The organism is Chryseobacterium lineare (genome assembly GCF_977014045.1).
Genome location: NZ_CDRNIQ010000001.1, coordinates 1,948,720 through 1,973,497 on the forward strand (window position 1 = coordinate 1,948,720; position 24,778 = coordinate 1,973,497).

Genomic DNA, 24,778 nt, shown 5'->3' on the forward strand with positions numbered 1-24,778 from the left:
TAATTTACACTTTTTGAGCAAATCTGAAAACAGAATTAAAACTTAGCCACTACATTCTGATAATCAGCAATTAAACACATTTCAACAAATCAATAAATCAGTTAAATTATTATTAAAATTTTTCTGCAACATTAAAAGATCATTTAATATATAATGCCATACATTTCATTTATTGTTAATTTAAAATTCAAAATTTCGCCAATTAAAAAAAATGCTTATATTTAAAATCCTTTAACTATTTACTTTAAAATCATGACCATCAAAAGATTATTCGATATACCACATTATGCTTTAGAGACATACCCGAAAACGGATATGTTTGTGACAAAATATCAGGGAGAATGGAAAAAGACCTCTACTGTAGAATTTATCAATGAAGCGAATAAAATATCACGTGGGCTTCTGAAACTGGGTATAAAACCCGGAGACAAAATCGCTCTGATCACAACAAATTCACGCACAGAATGGGCAATTATGGATCTTGGGCTTTCACAAATCGGTGTGGTTTCCGTACCTGTATATCCAAGTATTTCTCCGGAAGATTATGAATTTATCTTTACAAATGCCGAAATCAAATATTGCTTTTTATCTGATAAGGACCTTTTGAATAAAGTAACCAAAGTAAAGCATAATATCCCGTCGCTACAGGGAATTTTCACATTCGACAATGTAAGCGGTGCCGCCAACTGGAAAGAAGTGCTGGATCTTGGTGAAGATGATTCTACCCAGATAGAAGTTGAGGATCTTTCCAACACTATTAATTCGGAGGATCTGGCGACTATCATTTACACTTCCGGGACTACAGGAAGGCCAAAAGGTGTAATGCTGACACATCAAAACATTGTTTCTAACGTGCTGGGTTCGATTCCCAGAATTCCGAAAAAGAAAGGCCTTGATTATAAAGATACACGGGTACTCAGTTTTTTGCCGATCTGTCATATTTTTGAAAGAATGCTTTTTTATCTTTTCCAATACAATGGTTTTTCTATATATTTCGCAGAGAGCATCGAAAAAATGGGAGAAAACGTGAAGGAAGTCAAGCCTCACTATATGAGCGTTGTTCCAAGGCTTGTAGAAAAGGTTTATGATAAAATATATGCAACAGGCTCATCTGCAGGCGGTCTGAAGCAGAAAATATTCTTCTGGGCTCTGAATCTTATTTCCAAAAAGAAAACCGTTTCCAAACCATCGGGACTACAGGAAATTATTGCTGATAAACTTGTTTTCAAAAAATGGCGTGAAGGTCTTGGTGGCGAAATCATTACTTTAGTTTCCGGTTCAGCAGCTTTATCAACAAGATTAAATTTAATGTTCCAAAACGCAGGGATTCCTATTCTTGAAGGCTATGGCTTAACAGAAACTTCACCTGTGATTTCCGTAAATGCTTTCGGAAAGATGAAAATAGGAACTGTAGGCCTTCCCTTAGACAATCTTCAGGTGAAAATTCAGGAAGACGGAGAAATTACCGTAAAAGGACCTTCTATCTTTAAAGGTTATTTTAAAAATGAGGAAATGACGAAAGAAGTGTTTACAGAAGATGGGTACTTTAAAACCGGAGATATCGGACATATCGACAGTGACGGTTTTCTTCAGATTACCGACCGTAAGAAAGAAATGTTTAAAACTTCCGGCGGAAAATATATTGCTCCTCAAACTATTGAAAATCTGGCCAAAGCATCCAAATTCATCGAGCAGATCATGGTTGTTGGTGACGGCGAAAAAATGCCAACTGCTCTTGTACAACCTGATTTTGAATTTGCCAAAAGCTGGGCCATGCGAAACAACCTGAATATAGGCTCAACACCTCAGGAAATTGCGAAAAGTAAAGAATTGAAGGAAAGAATCGAAAAAGAAATAGAAAATACTAACGAACATCTGGGAAATTGGGAAAAGATCAAGAAAATTGAACTGACACCTGAAATCTGGAGTATTGAAACCGGGCTTTTAACACCCACCTTAAAACTTAAAAGAAAAGCCATTAAAGAAAAATTTATCGATCTGTACAATAATATGTATGACCGCCATGAATAAATGAAAACCGCTTCTGTTGAGGCGGTTTTTTGTTGTCTTAAAAATCATTTTTATAACTGCATTTATCATTTCAGAGCAAAAACGAAATGACAAGCTTTGTAATCATCATTAATTAAAGATTGCTTCGTCGCTTCGCTCCTCGCAATGACAAAAGCAAACTCAAATACAAAAAAAAGCTGCCTCCAATGAGGCAGCTTTCATATTTTAAAAATTTGGAATTAAAATTAAAACTTAATTACAGATTTCATTTTTTCGTTTTCTTCCATTACTAACTCGTCGTCAACAAGGATTTTCCCAGAATGCTCATCAATGATGATTTTCTTTCTCTGAGCGATTTCCATTTGTTTTTGTGGCGGGATTGTAAAGAATGATCCTTTCGGAGCTCCTCTTTCTAATCCTACTACCGCAAGACCGTTCGGTGAATTCGTTCTGATTCTGTTATAAGAAGCCAATAATCTTTCGTCGATTTTTGCAGCGAATTCTTTAGATTGCTCAATTAGATAGTCTTCTTCTTTCTGAGTTTCAGAAACCAGACCTTCTAATTCTTCTTTTTTAAATTTCAGGTGATTTTTAAGATCATCAATCTTCGCATTCAGCTCATCCAGCGTTTCGTTTTTATGACCGATCTTAGCTCCGAATTCTTTAATTCTTTTTTCAGCAAGTTGAATTTCAAGTTCCTGATATTCAATTTCTTTACCTAATGCTTCAAACTCTTTATTGTTTCTTACATTATCCTGCTGAGATCTGTATTTTTCAATTAAAGTTTTTGCATGGTTTATTACTTCATGCTTTGTTTTGATCTGATCGTCCTGATCCTTAATATCTGCATGAAATTTTTCAGCTCTCTTTTCAAGACCTTCGATTTCAATCTCAAGATCCTCTACTTCGATTGGCAATTCTCCTCTTGTATTTCGGATTTCGTCCAATCTAGAATCAATGATCTGCAAATCGTATAAAGCTCTTAACTTCTCTTCAACTGAAATATCGTTGGTTTTTGCCATATTTTAAATGAAATAATTTACCGGGTTCGTTTTCTCAATAGATTTTGAGATTGCAAATGTACTAAATTTTTGTGATAAAATTTCAAATAATTGTTGAGTCACAAATTGTTCTGATTCAAAATGTCCTATATCACAAATCATCATTTTAGATTCTGCCAGAAAAAAATCGTGATACTTCACATCTCCTGTGAGATAAGCATCACATTTTTTGGAAATTGCAGATTTTATTCCGCTTGCACCAGAGCCGCCTAGAACACCTACTCTTTTTATTTTTTTACCATTATAATCAGAATGTCTGATGATTTCAAGATTGAATTTTTCTTTTACAAATTTCAAAAAATCCTTTTCATCCATAGGCTCTTCGAAATCTCCATACATTCCCAATCCTGTGTAATGATTAGCATTATCAAGATTGTAAATCTGATGAGCAACTTCCTCGTAAGGATGTGCAGACTTCATTGCTGCAATAATCTGCCCCTGCTTATATCCTTCAAAAATAACGGAAACCATATCTTCATCTGCATTTTCCCTGATATCCTGTTGACCTGAAAAAGGATCTGAACCTTCTTTAGGACGAAAAGTTCCGTTTCCGTTTACTGTAAAACTACATTCGTCGTAGAATCCTATACTACCCGCTCCTGCAGCAAAAAGTGCTTCTTTTAATTTTCCGGAATAGTCTTTAGGCACGAAAACCGTCAGTTGCTTCAGATCATTTTTTTTAGGCTGAAGAATTTTAAGATTTTTAAGTCCAAGCTTTTGACATATTCCGGCATTTACTCCAAAAAAATCATTATCAAAAGCAGTATGGATCGCATAAATGGCGACTTTATTCTCAATAGCCTTTATAACAGCTTTTTCTACGTAGTTCTTGCCTGTTAAAGATTTTAGCCCTGAAAAAATAATAGGGTGAAAACATACGATGAGATTACAATTTTTTAGGATCGCTTCCTCAACTACATTTTCAAGAGCATCATGACATATCAATATTCCACTGACATCGCGATCCCAGGATCCGCACAGCAGTCCTACATTATCAAAATCTTCCGCCTGCTGTAGTGGAATTCGTTTTTCAATCTTAGAAATAACATCTCTGATTTTCATTTTATTCTGTATGTTTGTCACGAAAATAAGGATAATTTATTATATTTAAAAAAACATTAAAATGGAAAGAGAACATAATCTTGTTCCGGAAGATGCATGGTGGAAGCGATATCTTTACAGAATCATTTACCGCTCCGACACAAAACTTGGAAAGCTGTTTGACATCATTTTACTGTCGCTGATTCTGATAAGCACGGCCATTATTATGATGGAAAGCATTCCCAGACTCGACAAGAGATTTCATTACACTTTTATTATTCTGGAATGGATTATTTCTATCTTTTTTTCAGCAGAATACTTTTCCCGTATTGCTGTGGTAAAAAATAAGCGTCATTATATTTTCAGCTTTTTCGGAATTATTGATTTTCTGGCGCTTGTTCCTTTTTATCTGAGTTTTTTCTTTCCGGTAACCAAATATTTCCTGATTTTCAGAATGCTGAGAATGCTTAGAGTTTTCAGGGTTTTTAATCTTATGGACTTCATGAATGATGGTTCTGTGATTGTAAGAGCCTTAAAAAACAGCTCGAGAAAAATTTATATTTTCCTTTTATTCCTGATTATTTTTTCAGTAATTGTCGGTTCGTTGATGTTTATGGTCGAGGGCGGAAGACCTGGTTTTGAAACTATTCCGCAATCAATTTACTGGGCTGTGGTTACGGTAACGACTGTTGGCTACGGCGATGTTTCTCCAATTACGCCTATGGGGAAATTTTTTGCGGTGATTCTGATGCTGGCCGGTTATTCAATTATCGCTGTTCCCACCGGAATTGTAACCGCCGAAATGCGCAACAAAAGACAAAATCTGGAAAAAATTTGCGACCGTTGCGGAAATGAAGACATTGATGATGATGCAAGATATTGTAAGCAGTGTGGCAAGAAATTGGCTTAGTATAGAATATTCTAATTATATCTATTAACCAAATACCACACATCATGGAACCAAAAAAGAAAAATAAGCCCAACTCTTTAGTAATTATACTATTTTCGTTAATCGTATTAATGGTCATTATTTATTTCATTCTTGTTACTTTCTTTCCGGCTGTTTTCGAAAGTCTTAATACCGGGAATTTACAACCTGTTGACAATAAATGATATGGTTAAAAATTTACACCCAATGAAAAAGGCGATCTTAAAAAGACCGCCTTTCATTTTGCTATAATTCTTACAGTTATTTTTTAATAGTTTTAACGGTTTGTTTTGAACCATCTTTCATGGTAAGTGTCAAGAAATACATGCCTTGTTTCAATTCTCCTAAATTAACTGAAGATCCAGGATTATCAATTACTTTTAACAGTCTTCCTGAAACATCAGAAACAGAAACTGATTTTACATTGGCTGCATCTGAAATATTCACTACGTCTGTGAAAGGATTCGGATATACTTTAATATTTTTCTTTTCAGATTTCACGTCAGAAGTTCCTAATGTACCTTTTGTAATATCGATAGTAAAGGCTCCTTCCGGCATATCATCCCAGCCATCATAATGGCCAACATTTACATAATAAGTATTTCCGGCAAGCGTTGAGATAGAAAGTGTTTCCGTACCACCTGATCCCCCACTGTCAACTGTATCTTCACATGATAAAGCTGAGCAGGTTCCGCTGTAAACGCCAATCTGTGGATCAAAATTGCTTCCTGCCGGCATTGTAACTGTAATATTGAATGTATCACCGTCTCCAACAAAAGTGAACCATGTTCCATCATTCATCTCATTGTCGCAAACATCTATTATCCCTGCGTTATTTGTAACTCCGTCACTATCGTTTTGAACATAGGTATATGGGAAAACACTTGCTACAAGAGCCCCAGCACAATCATCGTTAGCAGGTGGCGGCGGGAATGTACCCACACAGATATCAAAGCTTTGATTGCTGCCAGTACCATAATAGCTGTAAACTCTTACAAGATAAGTTTCTCCAGGCGTAAGATTAGAAACAGTACTTGATTCACCATCTGAACAATGAATACTTGATAAAGCTCCACATCCTCCGCTGAATACCTGGAAGTAAGTATCTGTATCGTCTGGTTCACTTCCTACAGACTGAATATTCAAAAGTGATATTTTATGCCTTGTATCTGTTGCAACGAATTTGAACCAAACATCGTCGTCCGCCTCTCCATAGCAAGGGTCAGGCGCAGTACCGGAATCTGTAGCTCCAATAGTATAACCTGCCGTTACAGTACCGCAGCTCAGATCCGGATTTACCGTTAATGTAGTTGCCGTAAGGCATTCATCATTTACCGGTGCCGGCGGCGCTGTTGTAAACATGACTTCAGAACATCCTGCAGATTCTCCTGCCGCGCTTACTGCAATAACTTTCAGATATAGAACAGTGTTGGGCGCAAAAGGAGTTGCCGGAGTAAAGCTATTGGTGCTAACAGAAACCTGATCGGCAATATCTGTTCCGCCTGAAGTTGTACCGATTGAAACCTTATAGCTTGTAGCACCAAATGAATTATTCCAAGTTATAACCGGAGATAATGGAACAAAAGAAGAATTATTTACAGGATAGGTAACAATAGGACATGCAGCTGTAGAGCTCATCGTTAACCCATCAAAAGTAATAACAGATTTATAATCTCTGCGAATTCCATCTGAAGGAGGAGAAGCAGGATCCGGATTTACACTATCATCCCTGTAAGTGATCGTGGAGTTCGCAACTCCCGGATACACATACATCGCTTCATCAAAATCATTATTATCATAGCCTGCCGAATTCTCTTCCGCAGCTACCACCAAATTATCCACATTGTTGTAAGCATAAGGTGTTGCAAAGGTAATTTCAATTACTCCATTTGCATTGGTTACTGTTCCGGAAAAGACTTGCGTAAGTTGCGCAAGAGGAATCCAATCTGAATCCGAAGTAAAGTCAGTTTTGGTAGTTTGTCCTAAATATACAACCCATTCCGATGAACTTGCGATTGACATTGAAGGATCCAGGTAAAATTTTAATCCTGTAATGTTTCCCGCCGCATTTGCATTGATTTCCTGTTTTGTGAAAATCTGCTGCACATATGAATATCCGAAATAGGTGCTTATCGGAGCAACTCCGACATCTGTGCTTCCCGCGCCCAAATTTATCTGCGCATTAAGCATCATACTTAAAAACAATAAGCATGAAAGTAGAAATTTTGTCATAATTTATTTTTGCTAATTAATATAACGAAATTAATAATTATTTATTAACCCATCACGCTTAGCAGTATTTTTTTTAAAAAAATTTAAAAATAAATCATTACACCAGTAAATACAATAACATATTATACAAAATATTACATATTTCACTTTTATCATCTATTAGAGAAATAAATTTATACTTCGACATCTGTTCGTTTTATTGATTATAATTTAATCCAAACTATTATATCTATAAATTTTATCCAGCTTAAATTCTATAAATGTGCATAAAAAAAGCGGCTGAAACCAGCCGCTAAATTTTAAATAAAGCAATAATTACTTTTTAATAGCTTTAATTGATTGTCTAGAACCATCTTTCATTTCTAAAGTCACTAAATACATTCCCTGTTTCAATTCTCCAAGTTGAAGCTGAGATCCCGGATTTGCAATGGTTTTCACTAGTCTGCCTGCAATATCCATAATCAAAACATTCTTAACATTAGAAGCATCAGAAATATTCAATACATCATTGAATGGGTTTGGATATACTTTGATGTTATTTTTAGCGTCTTTTACTTCATTTGTCGCTAAAACAGTAGTATCATATGCTGAAACCTGAAATGCGTCATCTGTCGCTGTTGAGAATTTCCAAACACTCACAAACAATATTGTACCCGGAGTCTGTCCTGTCAACACAACTTTAGAGAAGTTACCATTACCAGCGTCATCATCACAAGCTATAGAAGTCATCGTGCCACAATCAGTGTACACTGACAATACAGTATCTGTTAATAAAGAACCAGCCACTGCATCTGTTTCAATTGTTACATTACCGGAAGCCGGAACTGTAACCTTGTACCATACATTACCACCAACGTTTGTAGGTGTGAAAAGACAGCTAGCTGTTAGAGCAGGTGTATTGGTAGAACTTAATGTTGTACCTGAAATAGCATATTGAGCAAATGTTGAACCTAAAGTTAATGACACAGCATTTGAACAGTTATCATTTGCAGGCGGCGGTGGCAAAGTTCCTACACATATATCAAAGGTTGCTGTCGTTGTTACTGTAGAAGATAAAGTCCACACTCTTACCTTATATTCCTGACCAACGGTTAATCCTGTCAATTCCATAGTATTAGGATCACTACACAGTACTTGTACTAAACTTCCGCAAGCACCGCTATAAGCAGCCATTGCCATGTCTGTAGATCCGGATACATTAGAAAGTGTAATTCTGTGGGAAGTATTAGTAGCTGTAAACTTGAACCAAACATCATCATTTGTACCCGTTGCACCGCATGTTGGTGCAGTTTCTGTGGAAGGAGTTGCACTTTGTGTTGTTCCCGAAGTTGTAGCAACACAAACAAGATCCGGATTTACAGTTAATGTAACCGCACCTGCACAATCATCATTAGCTGGCGGTGGCGGTGGCGTTCCTATACAAATATTGAAACTTGTATTATATCCGGCTCCTGAAAAAGTATAAACTCTTACATAATATGTCTGACCAGGAGTTAATCCGGTTAATGTAGAAGAATTTGGATCTGAACACAATACACTTGTCAATGATCCACAAGTACCGCTCAATACTTGAAAATACATATCTGAAGCAGTAGATGTTCCGGTAGATACAACATTGGATAATGTTACAACATGTGAAGTACCCGTAGCAACAAAACTAAACCAAACATCATCATCCGGATTACCAGAACATGGAGTTGCTGCCATAGATGTAGTTGCCGACAAAGTGTTTCCTGATCCTACAGACGTGCAGTTAAGGTCAGGATTTACAGTAAGCGCAATAGCCCCTGTACATTCATCGTTTGCAGGCGGCGGCGGCGGGGTTCCTACACATATATCAAAGGTTGCTGTCGTTGTTACTGTAGAAGATAAAGTCCATACTCTTACCTTATATTCCTGACCAACGGTTAATCCTGTCAATTCCATAGTATTAGGATCACTACACAATACTTGTACTAAACTTCCGCAAGCACCGCTATAAGCAGCCATTGCCATGTCTGTAGATCCGGATACATTAGAAAGTGTAATTCTGTGGGAAGTATTAGTAGCTGTAAACTTGAACCAAACATCATCATTTGTACCCGTTGCACCGCATGTTGGTGCAGTTTCCGTAGAAGAAGTTGCAGCAATTGTTGTTCCTGAAGATATAGCACCACACAATAAATCAGGATTTACAGTTAATGAAATTGCACCTGCACAATCATTATTGGAAGGTGAAGCAACTGTTGTAAAGGAGATCTCGGAACACCCTGTCGCATCGCCAATCGAATTATAAGGTATTACTGTAGCATAATACATGGTATTTGTATTTAAATTACCCGTGATATTATAAGTAAGTACATTTCCGGCGTCAACATTATTTACAATGTCATTTCCTCCGGGAGTCGTCCCTACTCTAACTTTGTAGCCATTTGCAGCCGGAATCATATTCCAGTTTAAAATTCCGTCCGGATTTACTCCAATAGCTCCGTTTGTTGGCGAAGTAATAGTTGTACAAGATGGAGGTGCAGTTGGAGCCGAGTCTACCACAAATGTATCTGCGTACAATTGCCATTGATCTGTATCGGTTGCATGAATAGCAACATACACCGTCTGACCTACATAAGCCGACAGACTAAATGTATTCTTTGTCCAAGTCGCTGGTGCATTTTGCGAAGCCTGAAGCACGGTAGTGAAAGCTCCTGCAGTCTGATCTGTCGTAGAGAGCAGAACCTCATAATCTTCTAGAAAAGTAGAACTTCTTGACTTTATATAAAAAGAAATTCTGTCACTCAATCCAGCTGTTACCGTAACAGCTTTCGTAATCAAATAATCATTATGAGCTGTATCATTAAACGTAAGAGACGCAACATTAGCTCCTGATTGCGCCGTCCCCGAAGCAGGAGTTCCGAATACCCATCCATTTGCTCCACCGTTATTGATTACAGCCCAACCAGATGGCATGGTGGTAGCTGCATCAAAATTTTCCGTCCATTGCCCAAAGCTTAAAGCAGGCAATCCCAAAAGAAAAAATAATAGTTTTTTCATTCCTTAGTAAATTAAAATTAGGGGATAAAAATATTAATAAATTACATTATATCAAACACAATGTTAATTTTTATATAAAAAAATTAATCAAAATTTAAAATTATTATATAAAACTAAACGTTCATTTGATTTAAATACAAACATCACAATTTAATGAATTGAAACAAGATATTGATTTTAAGATACTTAAGTAATGTAATTATTATTAAAAATCAAATCAATAATTTCCATTTAACATAAATAAAATTTAAAATTAAAAAGCCGTCCCAAGTTTGAGACGGCTTCTTCAGATTATGATAAGTCTGTATTAATTTAAATAAAATTCATACTTATTAAGCAACTGAATTTCTTTGATTAGTTCACCACTGAGATTCACCGAATGCTTCATCGACTGCACTTCAAGATGCTCTGTCCCGGAATCATCATTGGTATTTTTAATATAAAACTTAAGCTTCTGATTCCCTTGATTTCTTTCAAGAACTGTTCTGAAAAATATGAGATCTTCCGGCCTGAAATCCATCACATCCATTACAAGAGAGATACTTTTCGCAAATTTTTCAAATGCTTCCTGAAGCTCAATAACCTCATTGACATTTACAAAAACCCTTCCGTCTTTTACCTGCGCAAACTTAATCTTAAAAATCACAAAACGCTGCACTTCGAGCTTTTCTTTAAGACGCATATAATCACGATCGCCAAGTCTGAAAGAATAAGATCCGGAATAATCTTCGAGTGTCACAAAAGCGACTTTTTCACCGCTTCTGAAACCATCCTGCACGCGATATTCGGTAATAAGACCCGCAACGGTATATTCTTTTCCACCGCCACCATTTTCTCTTTCTTTCTGCAACGTTTTCCAGTCTTTTTTCTTCTCTTCAAACAATTCTTCCTGTTTATTGGCAAAAGCCTGCTCTTTGTACGCATCTACTTCATCAAGATTAAGAAAGTGAAAAACTCCCTTAGGTTCTGCTTTTTTAGTAACCTCTTCAATAATCTCTTCTTCACCAGCCACCAATTCATCGGAAACGATTTCTACAAGATCAGCAACATCCGGCACATCCTGTTCGAGAATAGGGGGCTCGTCAATAACTATTTTTACTTCGTCTTCTTTTTCCAACACTGCCTTTTTAGACAACTGACCCTGCATAAACTGGTACTGATATTTAAATTCATCCAGCGGATGTGCAGAAAGATAGAACCCTATGGTTTCCTTTTCTTTATTCAGCTTATGCATATTCGGCCATTCGGGACACGGCGGGAGTTTCGGCTGCTCGATCTGCACTTCTTCTGCAAAATCCGCAAACAGCGAATTTTCCATTTCATTTTTACTTTCCTGGAAGCTCTGCCCGTATCTGATCAACCTTTCCAGATTTGTTCTGCCAGCCATGTCAATATCGAAATACTGACCTCTATGGAAAGAATCCAGTTCGTCAAAAGCACCGGCCAGCACTAAACTTTCAGCAACTCTTTTATTCATCTGAGAAGGAAGAATCCTTTCAAAAAAATCATAGATATTCTTAAATCTGCCGTTTGCTCTTTCTCTTGTGATGGCTTCACTTGGTCCTTCCCCAATACCTTTGATAGCTCCCAATCCAAAACGGATCTGTCCTTTTTCGTTTACAGAGAATTTATATTGAGATTCATTAACATCAGGCCCCAGAACATCTACGCCCATACTTTTGCAGTCCTCCATGAACATGGTTATAGAGTCCGTGTTGTTGATGTTGTTACTCATCACACTCGCCATATATTCAGCAGGATAATTGGCTTTTAAAAATGCGGTTTGGTAAGCAATAAACGCATAGCACGTTGAGTGAGATTTATTAAAGGCGTATTCTGCAAAGGCTTTCCAGTCGTTCCAGATTTTTTCCAATCTTTCTTCGTCGAGATTGTTTTTTCTTCCGCCTTCGATAAATTTTGGGTACATTTTATTAAGAACGTCGATCTGCTTTTTACCCATCGCTTTTCTCAGTGTATCAGCTTCACCTTTTGTAAAATTGGCCAGTTTCTGAGATAAAAGCATTACCTGCTCCTGATAAACGGTAATTCCGTAAGTTTCTTTTAAATATTCTTCGGTTTCCGGTAAATCGTAAACAATCTCTTCGATTCCATGTTTTCTGTTGATGAAATTCGGGATATATTTAATCGGCCCCGGACGATACAAAGCATTCATCGCAATAAGGTCAGCAAAAACAGTAGGTTTAAGTTCCCTCATGTACTTTTGCATTCCCGGACTTTCATACTGGAAAATCCCAATCGTTCGTCCTTCTTTAAACAGCTGATACGTTTTAGTATCATCCAACGGGATTTCATCCGGATCAATGTCGACACCGTGCCTTTCTTTAACCAGCTTCAGAGCATCTTTAATAATGGTCAGTGTCCTAAGCCCCAGGAAGTCCATCTTAAGAAGACCTGCACTTTCAGCAACTGAGTTATCAAACTGGGATACCAAAATATCTGCGTCTTTCGCTGCAATCGTTACCGGAACAAGATTACTCACATCTTCCGGCGTAATAATAACCCCACAGGCATGAATCCCGGTATTCCGGATACATCCTTCCATTTTTTTCGCACTCGCCAACACATCATGACGGGGATCTGAAGGACTATCCAGAACAAATCGCATTTCGTCAACGAGCATCTGCTCCTCCGGTTTCAATTTATCATATTTAGCCAAAGCTTTAGCAATATTCATTCCTGGTGTGGAAGGAATTAATTTGGCTATATTATTCGTGTCAGGAATCGGAACATCCAGAACTCTTCCGGCATCTTTAATGGCAGATTTACCTCCCAAAACGGAATATGTAATGATCTGCGCTACCTGGTTCTGTCCATATTTATCAATTACCCATTTGATAATCCGGTCACGACCTTCATCATCAAAATCGATATCAATATCCGGCATGGAAACCCTTTCCGGATTCAGGAACCTCTCAAAAAGGAGGTCATATTTAATAGGATCTACATTGGTAATTCCGATACAGTACGCTACCGCAGAACCTGCCGCAGAACCCCGCCCCGGACCAACCCAAACGCCCATTTTGCGGGCTTCATTACAGAAATCCTGTACAATCAGGAAGTATCCCGGATATCCTGTATTGGCAATTACTTCAAGCTCGAAATCAAGACGTTCTTTAATACTTTCCGTGATTCCATCAACTCCATATCTTTTCTTGGCTCCTTCATAGGTCAAATAGGTCAGATAAGCCATTTCACCTCGTTTTCCACCATCTGTTTCATCTTCTGCATGAACGAATTCCTGAGGAATATCAAATTTAGGGAGAAGAACATCTCTTTTTAAAGTATAAGGCTTAAATTTTGCGGTAAATTCTTCATAAGCATCAAAAGCGTCTGGATATGCTAAAAAAGTTTCTTTAATTTCATCAGAATTTTTGATATAATATTCCCCCGTAGCAAGGCCTCTTCTTTTACCAAAACCTTTACCGACAGGCGTTGAAAGCTTTTCACCGTCTTTGATACAGCTTACAATATCCTGAATATTAGAATCATCTTTATTGGTATAAAAAGTCTCGTTCTGTGCTAAAATTTTAACATTATATTTATCTGCAAAATGAAGGAGGACATCATTCAAATGCTCTTCTTCAGGCAAATTATGATTTTGAATCTGAACATAGAAATCGTCTCCAAAAGTATCTTTCCACCATCTAAAAAGCTCCTCCCCTTTATGTTCACCCGTATTTAAAACAGCATCCGGAATATCACCGTGAATGCCGGAAGTCAAGGCTATGATACCTTCTTTATACTGAGCAATTAATTCGCGGCTTACCCTTGGAACTCCAAAATAAAACCCTTTAAGAAAACCGATACTTGAAAGCTTTGCCAGATTTTTATATCCGTTAAAATCTTTCGCCAGTAAAACAACCTGCGTTCTCCTGTCGGGATCATCTTTGGTAAACTGCTTTTGCTCATAGCGGTCGGAAATATAAAATTCGCAACCGACCACGGGAATCAATGGTTCTGAAACCGGTTCGGCATCACTGAACATTTCACCCTTTTCCTCCGCTTCCTGCTTTTTAGCTAAATATTCCTTATGCTTTTTAGCTCTGTCACCATTAACACCCTCCACGGCAGAAACGAATTTAAAAGCCCCCATCATATTTCCCAAATCCACCATTCCGACCGCCGGAAAGTTATCATCGGTAGCTTTTTTAATCAGATCATTAATGCTGGAAGTCGCCGAAAGAGTGGAGAAGACACTGTGGTTATTAAAATTGAAATATTTCCCGAGATCAATCTCATCAATACTTCCGAAATCCTGCTGTTTCTTTTTATTATGAAAATCTGCGACCTGTCTCCTGATAACAATATTGAAAGGCTTGATCGGATCGGGATAAAGCGTTTTAAAATACGTGAGCTGATCCTCAGAAATTTTTAAAACCTCAGCCGGTACCACTCCTATTCTTATCATCTCGAAAAACACCTGAGCCGTAGCATTTACGTCGGCCGCAGCATTGTGGGCTTCTTCAAACTTATGTCCGTACAGCTTTTCATATAGTTCTTCCAGTTTCGGAGGTTTAAATCTGCCACCACGGCCTCCTCCAAGCTGGCAGAAATCTGTTCCCAGAACCATAGTATCGGCTCTTGGCTTCTCCTGAAGATTGTCTTTGATATTTTTGCGGTAAAATTCAGCTCCAACGATATTGTAGTCGAACTCTACATTATGTCCGGAAACGACTCTTACTTTTTCTAAAACTTTGGAAAATTCATTTAAAATCTCAGTAAGATCACGACCTTCTTCATTGGCAATTTTGGTAGTGATCCCGTGAATTCTTGCAGCGTTGAAAGGAATGTCATATCCTTCCGGTTTTATAATATAATCCTGATTTTCAATTAATGTTCCGTCATCATTATGCAACTGCCACGCAATCTGTACCATTCTTGGCCAGTTGTCTGAGTCTGAAAGCGGAGCGTTGAAATTCTTTGGTAAACCTGTGGTTTCTGTGTCAAAAACTAAATACATGTAACTTTTTTCTAGCTTTTAATTAAAAGAGAATGTAAAGTTACTTCATTTTTTTGATGTAAGTGTCTTAATAGAATTGTTTTTAAAAGGAATACGTACATCTATTTTCTAATTATAGATCAATTTAATGAATTTTTTAAGATTAATTAAAATTATATTAAGATTAGTTAAAATATTCTCAATTATTATTTAACAAATATGAACTTTATATATATTTGCTAGGCAAAATTTATAATTACTAACCGATATGAAGAAAAGTCTAGTCTTTATTGGCACATTGCTATGTATATCAGCGTATGCACAAAAGAATAATGAAATTCTAAAAAGAGAATTTGAGCAGCAAAAGATTCAGAATGAAAAAAAATTTGATGCTTATGCTGAAAAGGTTTACGGAAAAAATCCTGATTCATCAACGAAGAAAAAAATAGATTCATTAAAATCACGTTTAGGAGGATTCAATTTTGACATCCCTTATTTTTTAGAGGAGCATGATACCAGACAATTGTCGAATTCCAATTCTGACCAACTGAATACCGCAGGTAATATTTCAGGGCTTACAGGTGCTTTCAACGGAGAAAACATTAAATATACAATTTTCGACGGCGGAAGAATATATGCAGCTCATACCGCTTTTGATAATGCACCCAACAGAATCACTAATAAAGAAGAAAGCACACAAGACTATTCTGACCATTCTACAGGTGTAGGAAGTTTTATCGGTGGAAAAAGTGCTAATTTATCCAGCGGCGGTGTGTCTGTAGGAAATGCTAAAGGAGTTGCTGTCAATTCCACGATGGACAGTTATATGTTCGCAACAACTACTTTGCCTGGTGACACTTCCACAAGTACTGTTTTTGATAAAATTCTTACTGCTTCACCCAATATTTCCAATCATTCTTATGGTGTTAATTCCGGATGGACAATAAATTACGACACCAGTGGAAATATTACTTCCTTTTTATATAATGGATCTAAAAGCGGAAGCACATTCTATGATTTACAAGGCACTTACAATACGAGCGATTATAACTATGACATGTTAGTGTATAATAATCCTTCTTTCATTATTGTAAAATCTTCAGGAAACTATTTTGACATGGGACCTAACGGTTCTACCTCAACCGCTCCGAAATATTACCGAAATTCCAGCGGTCAGGTAGCCTTTAGCTCTACTGATACAATTCCCCAAAACAATTGCTCACAAGGGTACGATTGTATTGGAACAGGATCACTGGCAAAGAATATAATTGTTGTAGGAGCGACAGACATCATCACAACCAATAATTTCCGCTACACCACATCAAGTGACGTTGTGCATTCAGAATATAGCAGTGCAGGTCCAAGAGACGACGGCGGAATAAAGCCGGACATCTCCACAGTAGGAACAGATGTGCTGTATGCTGCGACATCAGCCACAGGCAGCAGCGTATGGGCAGGTGGAAGCGGAACTTCTTTTTCAGCACCGGTTGTGACAGGGATCATCGGGCTTTGGACTCAGATTTACAAGCAGCTATTCAATAATGCATTGCTTAATGCTGCTTCAGCAAAAGTACTTACCGTTCATTCTGCTGCTGAAGCAGGAAATATTGGTCCGGATCCATGGTTTGGATGGGGATTTATTGATGCTAAAAAAGGAGCGGAATTACTCGTTGGTAAATCAAACAATACCGTAATCTTCAATGATGAAACACTCAACAGCGGAGTAAAAAACACTAAAACCGTTATAGCATCTGGAAGCGAGCCACTAAAAGCAACCATCAGCTGGATAGATCCGGAATATGAACCGAATTACCAGTTTGTATCAGATGTTTACAACAACAGATCATCAAAATTAATTAATGATCTCGATCTTAGAATTATAGATCTTACCACCAACACGGTATATTATCCTTGGAAACTTGATGCCAACAGTCCTTTAACGCCTGCAACAAAAGCTGATAATACGGTTGATAATGTTGAACAGGTGGTTATTGATGCTCCTGTGGCCGGAAGAAGCTACAGAATCGAAATAACAAACAAAGGAACATTGGTTGATGAAGCCGGATCTTCTGCCCCACAAAGCTATTCGATTATGGTGACCGGACAAACCCAGTCTTCATTAGGAACAAGCGATGTAGCAACAGACAACGGAATAATCGTAGCACCTACGCTTACCAAAGATTTTGTTAAAGTATTAAAAGCACCGAAAAAGTCCGTCTTTAATGTGTATGATTTGTCCGGCAAAAAATTACAAAGCGGAACCATTAACAACAATGAGGAAAGCATCGATCTTACTCCATATATTAAAGGAATCTACATCATCGAAGTAAAAACTGCCCGTGAAACAATCTCTAAAAAAGTGATTAAAGAATAATAAAATATTGTTTTAGCTTTATGAATACACAAAACACTAACGATTGTTAGTGTTTTGTTTTTTTGTTTATCTTTGCTTCCTATGGAAAATACACTTCACGAAAAAGTTTCTCGGGAAATTCTGCTTAAAGCTTATAACCATATGATGCTTGCCAAGGCAATGGCAGACATTTACGAAGAAAACCGAAATGTTACCAAATACGTTCATAGTACATCAAGAGGCCACGAAGCCATTCAGCTGGCCACTGCTTACCAGCTTAAAAAAGAAGACTGGATATCTCCTTATTACAGAGACGAAAGTATTCTTTTAGGAATAGGTTTTGAACCTTATCAGCTGATGCTTCAGCTATTGGCAAAAGCAGACGATCCTTTTTCAGGAGGAAGATCTTACTACTCTCACCCGTCAAGCAGAGATGAAGATAAACCTAAAATAATTCACCAGAGCTCTGCCACAGGAATGCAGACCATTCCTACAGCGGGTATTGCACAGGGGATAAAATATATTGAGGATTTTAATCTTCAGCAGTTTGAAAATAATCCGGTTGTAGTCTGCAGCCTCGGAGATAATTCAGTAACGGAAGGTGAAGTGAGTGAAGCTCTTCAGTTTTCAGCATTACATCAGCTGCCGATTATTTTCCTGATTCAGGATAATGAATGGGGAATTTCCGTAACTAAAGAGGAAGCCAGAACCTGCGACGCTTACGATTTTGTAGCCGGATTTACAGGCTTAAGCAGAATGAGAGTCGACGGAACAGATTTCATTGAAAGCTTTGAGGTCATGAAAAAAGCAGTAGACTTTGTACGTACTGAAAGAAAACCTTTAGTCGTTTGTGCGAAAACCGTTCTTATCGGTCACCACACTTCCGGGGTACGAAGAGAATTCTACAGAGATGAAGAAGATTTATCAAAACATAGAGCCAAAGATCCGGGAGAGATTCTTAGAAATCAATTGCTGGAATCCGGAGTTGATGAAGAATTATTAAAACAGATCACTAAAAAAGCCCGTCTTGAAGCTGAAGAAGCTTTTGAAAGAGCTCAAAAAGCAGAAGATCCGAAACCTGAAACCGTAATGCAACATATTTTTGCACCGACTCCTATTACTGAAGAAGTTGGAACGCGTGAGCCTCAGGGTGGTGAAAAAATCGTTATGGTTGACGCTGCCATTCATGCCATTCAGGAGCTGATGTGGAAGCATCCTGAAGCCTTACTGTATGGACAGGATGTGGGCGAAAGAATCGGTGGTGTATTCCGCGAAACGGTAACGTTAGGAAAGAAATTCGGGAGCAAAAGAGTTTTCAACACCGCCATTCAGGAAGCCTATATTATCGGTTCTACAACAGGGATGAGCGCAGTCGGATTAAAACCAATTGTTGAAGTACAATTCGCCGATTACATTTATCCCGGAATCAACCAGCTGATTACGGAAATTTCAAAATCGAATTATTTAAGCCAGGGTAAATTTCCCGTAAGCAATATCATCCGTGTTCCAATTGGAGCTTATGGCGGCGGCGGACCTTACCACAGTGGCAGCGTTGAAAGTATTTTAGCAAATATTAAAGGAATAAAAATTGCTTATCCGAGCAATGCTGCTGATTTTAAAGGATTGTTAAAAGCAGCATATTACGACCCGAATCCGGTGATCATGCTCGAACATAAAGGATTGTACTGGAGTAAAGTTCCCGGAACGGAAGATGCCAAAACTATCGAACCTGCAGAAGACTATATCTTACCTTTCGGAAAAGGAAAAGTAATCATCGAAGCTGATAAAGATGAAACCGAAAAAGGCAGAACCTTGTTAGTTGTAACCTACGGGATGGGCGTTTACTGGGCTAAAGACGCCGTGAAAAACTTTAACGGAAGAGTGGAAGTCATTGATTTAAGAACATTGATTCCGCTTGATGAAGAACTTGTTTTTGAAAGGGTAAAAGCTCACGGAAAATGCATCGTTCTTACAGAAGAACAATTGAACAACTCATTTGCTGAAGCTTTTGCACACAGAATTTCTAAAAATTGCTTCAAATATCTTGATGCCCCTGTTGAAACAATAGGATCTCTGGATACTCCTGCGGTTCCTATCAACTTAGTTTTAGAAAAAGCCATGTTGCCTAATGCTGAAAAATTAAGTCTAAAGATTGAAGAAATGCTGAAAAATTAATTCAGATAAAAATAAAATTTAACCTCTAAAATTTCTTTTAGAGGTTTTTTTGTATGCTTTTTGTTACTTTGAATAAATTTTAAAAAAGCATTACCTCCTTATGATCACAACAAAATACGTCAACTACAAACAAGTTCTTAACTTATCAGGATTTCATCTCATCCTGATTTCTATTTGGTGTACATTGATTGCCGTACTTTTTCATTTCTTCAATTGGCACTGGATGGTCATTCCGTGGGTTCCCGTAGCGTTGATCGGTACCGCAGAAGCTTTTTTGGTTGGTTTTAAAAACAATCAGGCCTACGACAGGTTATGGGAGGCCAGAAAAATATGGGGCGGAATCGTTAATTCCAGCCGAATGCTCGGTTCAATGGTCTATGCTTTTGATGCTGAAAATGAAAAAATTGGAAAATTTGAACTTGAAGACCGCAGAAGAAAAATCGTCTGCAGACATATCGCATGGCTGTATGCATTCCGTGATCAGCTTCTTATTCCTGCAGAATGGGAACATATCAAGGTGGAGGAAGAGCTTTCAAAGAATACCGACCTCAAACGTAACCGTTTGATTAAAGCGGGATTTCCGGATTATACAAGAGCACCGCTATTTCTGAATAAATATTTATCAGAGGAAGAAGCGGAACAACAATCTCATTATAAAAATTTCGCCACTTATCTCATTGCCCAGCAGTCGAAGGATGTCAATGAGCTAAAAAATATGGGAGCCATTTCAGAATTCAACCAGATGCAGTTACAGGACTGTCTCAATGAATTTTATACCCTTCAGGGCCAAGCTGAAAGGATCAAAAAATTTCCTTTGCCGAGACAATTTGCGAGTACGGCTTTTGTATTTAATGTCATTTTTATTATGCTCCTTCCCTTAGGATTGGTAAGTGAATTTGCCCAGCTGGGAGATTGGGGAATCTGGGCTTCCATTCCCTTCTGTATTACAATTGGCTGGATTTATATCATTATGGAGCTTGTTGGAGATTATTCTGAAAACCCTTTTGAAGGATTAATGTTCGATATCCCAATGCTTTCCATATGCAGGACCATAGAAATTGATCTTCTCCAAATGACCGGAGAAACAAATCTGCCTGATCCCATTGCATCTAAGAATGGGGTTTTAGTCTAAAAACTAATTTTCAAAAATATATCAGAGAACAATTACGGTTGTATTTTTCACCTCAGAGATCATAAATGAACTGTGAGTGCTGGCAATGTGCTGTAAAGTAGTAAGCTTGGAAAGCATAAAATTACGGTAGTCTTCCATATCCTTAACCGAAATTTTTAAGATATAATCATAATCGCCACTTACATGAAAACATTCAGTCACTTCGTGCAAATTGATGATTTCTCTCTCAAACTGCAATACATATTCTTTTTTATGCTGGGTTAATTTAACATGACACAGTACAATAAAATCCCTGTCGATTTTATGCCTGTCGAGAATGGCAACATATTTTGAAATCACTCCTGTATTTTCGAGTTTTTTGATTCGTTCATAAACAGCCGTAACAGACAAACCGAGCTTATAAGAAAGTTCTTTGGTAGTTTGTTTGGAGTCATCCTGCAAAAAAAAGAGCAGTTTTTTATCCGTTTCATCGAATGCCATAGATTATTTTTTGTTAAAAGTTTACATAATTCAAATATAATAAACTTTAAATCTACTAAATTATAAAATGATAGATTTATATTCTGACAATCTAAATTTATGTTGTAAAAAACATTGAATAGTTTCATTTTAGCACAGAAAATTAATGCTTATATGAAAGATTTTAACGCAGCCAACGAAATTCAGGACTTACAGTACTTCGGTGAGTTCGGAGGAGTAAATCCATCCATTTCAGACAGTTCTACTTACACTTTCCTTTCTGCCAAAACCATGTTTGACACCTTTGAAGGAAACGCAGACGGATGTTATTTATATTCAAGGCATTCTTCTCCCATGAATCTGTATCTTTCACAGGCTCTTGCCAAAATGGAAAATACCGAAACTGCCAATGTAACAGCGTCAGGAATGGGAGCCATTACTTCCGTGCTGCTTCAGCTGTGCAAAAGTGGCGATCATATCATTTCCAGCAGAACAATTTACGGTGGAACCTATGCTTTCATGAAAAATTTTCTGCCACCATTTAATATCGAAACAACCTTCGTGGACATCAATAATTTTGAGTCCATCGAAAATTCCATACAACCCAACACAAAGATTATATACTGCGAAAGTGTAAGCAATCCCCTTCTGGAGGTTGCCGACTTGAGAAAGTTATCAGAAATCTGTAAAAAGCACAACTTAAAACTGATTGTTGATAACACTTTCTCACCACTTTCCATCTCACCTGTTGTATTGGGAGCGGATATCGTTATTCACTCCCTTACAAAATTCATCAACGGAAGCAGTGATACCGTGGGCGGAGTTTACTGCGGAACCCAGGAATTCATCAATGATACTAAAAACGTGAACACCGGAGCCTGTATGCTTTTAGGACCGACAATGGACAGCCTTCGCTCTGCAAGTATTCTGAAAAACCTCAGAACTCTTCACATCAGAATAAAGCAACACAGCCACAATGCGATGTTTCTTGCCGAAAGATTTGAAGAGGACGGATTGAAAGTCTCCTATCCCGGACTGAAGTCTCACAAAAATCATGAATTAATGAAAAGCATGATGCATGAGGAATATGGTTTCGGAGGACTATTGACTGTAGATGCCGGAACAACTGAAAAAGCCAACGAGCTGATGGAATTGATGCAGAAGGAAAATTTAGGGTATCTCGCCGTAAGCCTTGGATTCTATAAAACTTTATTCTCATGCTCAGGAAGCTCGACTTCTTCGGAAATACCTGAAGAAGAACGTGCCGAAATGGGAATTTCTGATGGATTGATAAGATTTTCCATCGGTCTGGATCACGATATTCACAGAACCTATGAAAAGATGAGAGAATGCATGCTCAAAACAGGCGTTCTCAACCATGAAACCCTATCTATATCTTAATTATTGTTTAAAAGCTGTTGTTCATCCGACAGCTTTTATTTTTTTTACGTAATAAAAACTACATTTTATGAAAATGTTTCGGGAAAGCATCTTCCGGTTTCATTTTAAAGACATTTAGCAACACCCACGACTTTAAGAAGCCGTATCCGTAAGAAAACATCTGAATATAAGTGGAAATCACTGCCATTCCGGCAATGCTGATATTTTTAGTTACCCACAAAGCATGAAAGAGTACCATAAAAGTGTACAGTCCGTAAAAGGCGAGGATAATCCCTTTTCCCATGATAAAATATTCAAGAAAACCCATGATATAACCCAATAAAAATAAGGTAGGAAATGCAAATGATATCTTTACGTAAGTTGGATGTCTTTGATTAAGAATAGGCCTTGCACAGCCAAACTGATACACCTGTTTCGAAAACTTTCCAAAATCTACCCTCCTTTTATGATAAACGGCAATATCATCAAAAAATGCCGTTGTATAGCCATTTTCCCAAAGTGTCATTGACAGATCCGGATCTTCCCCGATTCTCATTTCCGAAAACCCTCCTACCTTTTCAAAGACTTCTTTCTTTACGCCCATATTAAAACTTCTCGGCTGAAATTTCGACACCGCTTTTTTACTTCCCCGGATTCCGCCGGTCGTGAAAACTGATGTCATAGAATAGGAAATTGCTTTCTGCATCAGATTGAAACCTTTATGTGCTTTATCTGCGCCCCCAAATGCATCACATGGAATTGCTATGATATCTTTTTTGATATTTTCGATATAGTTCTCTTCAACAATCACATCACTGTCTACAAAAACCAGCCATTCATTTTCCGCTCTTCTCGCACCATAGTTCCTCGACAAGCCGGGTCCGGAATTATCTTTTCTGAAATACTTGACAGGTAAAAAAGTTTCAAAATTTGAGATCGTGGGCTTAAGATCAACAAGAGAACCATCATCCACGATAATAATTTCAAAATCTTTATCTGTCTGTATGGTAAGAGAATTCAGGAGCTCAAAAAGCTCATCTTTACGGTTAAAAATAGCAACGATAATGGAAATGGTAGGCTTCAAATCTGAAAATTTTTCAAAAATACTTATTCACAAAGGAATGCGCAAAGCATTTATGATAAATTATGAAATGAATATTATTTTCAGACGAAAAAGCAGCATTTGCATTTCCGCTGATTCCATATTCGTTACAGAATAAAAAAAGCCGAAACTCAATATTGAATTTCGACTTTTATTCTGTGAATCGGGAAATTATATTCCGATATTTATTTTACCAGCTGAATATCTGCTGCAGAAAATCCTTTCGGTGACTTTTCTTTCTCGTAAGACACTTTGTTTCCTTTCTTTACAGGCTCTGCGCAGTTGTTACTGTGGAAAAATATATTTTCCTTGGTTTTATCTTCAGTAATGAATCCGTACCCTTTTTCACTGAAAAAAGTAATGATTCCTGTTTTTCTGATTTCTTCCGCTTCGATGGGAGCCGCTCCCAAACGGATATCATCCACATTGATCTCAGCTTTTTCCGCGTGATCTGGTGGAGTTGAAGTCAATTGACCGTTTGCATCTACATACATCAACATGTCGTCAAGACCTTTACCTTTGTTGTTGCTCGTTTTACGCTCTTCACGTTTCAGAGCTTTTTCCTTTTGTTTTTGAATTTTCTTTTTGAAATTTTCTTTTTTAGAAAAAGAATCCGCCATATATTATTATAAAATTAGTTGTTACTGAATAAAAACTTTCCGTTTGTGCGAAAAGAATAAAAAGCTTTGAATAAGATCTCTGATTATGCTTAAGCACGTCAGTGAAACAGTATTAAATCTGTCAGCTGTAAAAGCAAAAAACTGATTGGAAAATGAGAAATTCTAACTTGTACAGAGAAGGCCATGACCTTTTATCATCTACAAAGATACGAAAAAACAATGAAACTACCTATTAATTAATTGTATCTCAACTATATTTATCCTTAACATCTAGTTTCCAGAATAGATATAAACAAAT

14 protein-coding genes are annotated in these 24,778 nt (G+C 37.4%); 6 read left to right on the top strand and 8 right to left on the bottom strand.

Features of this window, described 5'->3' with window-relative positions; translation table 11 throughout:
* Nucleotides 1-252 precede the first annotated feature (252 nt).
* Complete coding sequence (locus tag ACWNCI_RS08495; protein WP_449387980.1) at nt 253-2,031, top strand: AMP-dependent synthetase/ligase; 1,779 nt, start codon at nt 253-255, stop codon at nt 2,029-2,031.
* A gap of 224 nt (nt 2,032-2,255) precedes the next feature.
* On the opposite strand, the gene ACWNCI_RS08500 is transcribed toward ACWNCI_RS08495, so the two are convergent.
* Both ACWNCI_RS08500 and ACWNCI_RS08505 read right to left on the bottom strand, forming a co-directional pair.
* Complete coding sequence (locus ACWNCI_RS08500) at nt 2,256-3,032, bottom strand: zinc ribbon domain-containing protein (protein WP_042719937.1); 777 nt, start codon at nt 3,030-3,032, stop codon at nt 2,256-2,258.
* Nucleotides 3,033-3,035: 3 nt separating this feature from the next.
* Entirely contained in the window at nt 3,036-4,133 is a 1,098-nt protein-coding gene (locus ACWNCI_RS08505) for a Nif3-like dinuclear metal center hexameric protein (protein ID WP_449387981.1), read from the bottom strand.
* 61 nt (nt 4,134-4,194) lie between these two features.
* On the opposite strand from ACWNCI_RS08505, the gene ACWNCI_RS08510 reads away from it, so the two are divergent.
* A complete protein-coding gene (locus ACWNCI_RS08510; protein ID WP_449387982.1) occupies nt 4,195-5,022 on the top strand; it encodes an ion transporter in 828 nt (275 codons plus the stop codon).
* Between the two features lie 279 nt (nt 5,023-5,301).
* Here ACWNCI_RS08510 and ACWNCI_RS08515 read toward each other — a convergent pair whose 3' ends face one another.
* The 3 genes from ACWNCI_RS08515 to dnaE all read right to left on the bottom strand — a co-directional run bounded on the left by ACWNCI_RS08515 (nt 5,302) and on the right by dnaE (nt 15,280).
* Nucleotides 5,302-7,272 carry a T9SS type A sorting domain-containing protein gene (locus tag ACWNCI_RS08515; protein ID WP_449387983.1) on the bottom strand — a complete coding sequence of 657 codons (1,971 nt, stop codon included), beginning with the start codon at nt 7,270-7,272 and terminating at the stop codon, nt 5,302-5,304.
* 315 nt (nt 7,273-7,587) lie between these two features.
* A complete protein-coding gene (locus tag ACWNCI_RS08520) occupies nt 7,588-10,299 on the bottom strand; it encodes a choice-of-anchor J domain-containing protein (RefSeq protein ID WP_449387984.1) in 2,712 nt (903 codons plus the stop codon).
* 307 nt (nt 10,300-10,606) lie between these two features.
* On the bottom strand, nt 10,607-15,280 hold the full coding sequence (gene dnaE, locus ACWNCI_RS08525) for a DNA polymerase III subunit alpha (protein WP_449387985.1): 4,674 nt from the start codon (nt 15,278-15,280) through the stop codon (nt 10,607-10,609).
* Between the two features lie 247 nt (nt 15,281-15,527).
* On the opposite strand from dnaE, the gene ACWNCI_RS08530 reads away from it, so the two are divergent.
* From ACWNCI_RS08530 to ACWNCI_RS08540, 3 genes are all read left to right on the top strand, one after another.
* The gene (locus tag ACWNCI_RS08530; protein ID WP_449387986.1) at nt 15,528-17,633 is read left to right on the top strand and encodes a S8 family peptidase; all 2,106 of its coding nucleotides are present in this window, start codon (nt 15,528-15,530) and stop codon (nt 17,631-17,633) included.
* An 81-nt stretch (nt 17,634-17,714) separates the two neighbouring features.
* On the top strand, nt 17,715-19,787 hold the full coding sequence (locus tag ACWNCI_RS08535) for an alpha-ketoacid dehydrogenase subunit alpha/beta (protein ID WP_449387987.1): 2,073 nt from the start codon (nt 17,715-17,717) through the stop codon (nt 19,785-19,787).
* Between the two features lie 100 nt (nt 19,788-19,887).
* On the top strand, nt 19,888-20,919 hold the full coding sequence (locus ACWNCI_RS08540; RefSeq protein WP_449387988.1) for a bestrophin family protein: 1,032 nt from the start codon (nt 19,888-19,890) through the stop codon (nt 20,917-20,919).
* A 21-nt stretch (nt 20,920-20,940) separates the two neighbouring features.
* Here the strand turns inward: ACWNCI_RS08540 and ACWNCI_RS08545 are convergent, their stop codons facing one another.
* On the bottom strand, nt 20,941-21,399 hold the full coding sequence (locus ACWNCI_RS08545; protein ID WP_449387989.1) for an Lrp/AsnC family transcriptional regulator: 459 nt from the start codon (nt 21,397-21,399) through the stop codon (nt 20,941-20,943).
* A gap of 153 nt (nt 21,400-21,552) precedes the next feature.
* On the opposite strand from ACWNCI_RS08545, the gene ACWNCI_RS08550 reads away from it, so the two are divergent.
* Nucleotides 21,553-22,779 (top strand): aminotransferase class I/II-fold pyridoxal phosphate-dependent enzyme, encoded by a 1,227-nt coding sequence (locus ACWNCI_RS08550; RefSeq protein WP_449387990.1) that lies wholly within the window; start codon nt 21,553-21,555, stop codon nt 22,777-22,779.
* A gap of 58 nt (nt 22,780-22,837) precedes the next feature.
* Here the strand turns inward: ACWNCI_RS08550 and ACWNCI_RS08555 are convergent, their stop codons facing one another.
* Nucleotides 22,838-23,842, bottom strand: a complete 1,005-nt coding sequence (locus tag ACWNCI_RS08555) for a glycosyltransferase (protein ID WP_449387991.1) — start codon at nt 23,840-23,842, stop codon at nt 22,838-22,840.
* 203 nt (nt 23,843-24,045) lie between these two features.
* Nucleotides 24,046-24,480 (bottom strand): cold shock domain-containing protein, encoded by a 435-nt coding sequence (locus tag ACWNCI_RS08560; protein ID WP_449387992.1) that lies wholly within the window; start codon nt 24,478-24,480, stop codon nt 24,046-24,048.
* Nucleotides 24,481-24,778 lie beyond the last annotated feature (298 nt).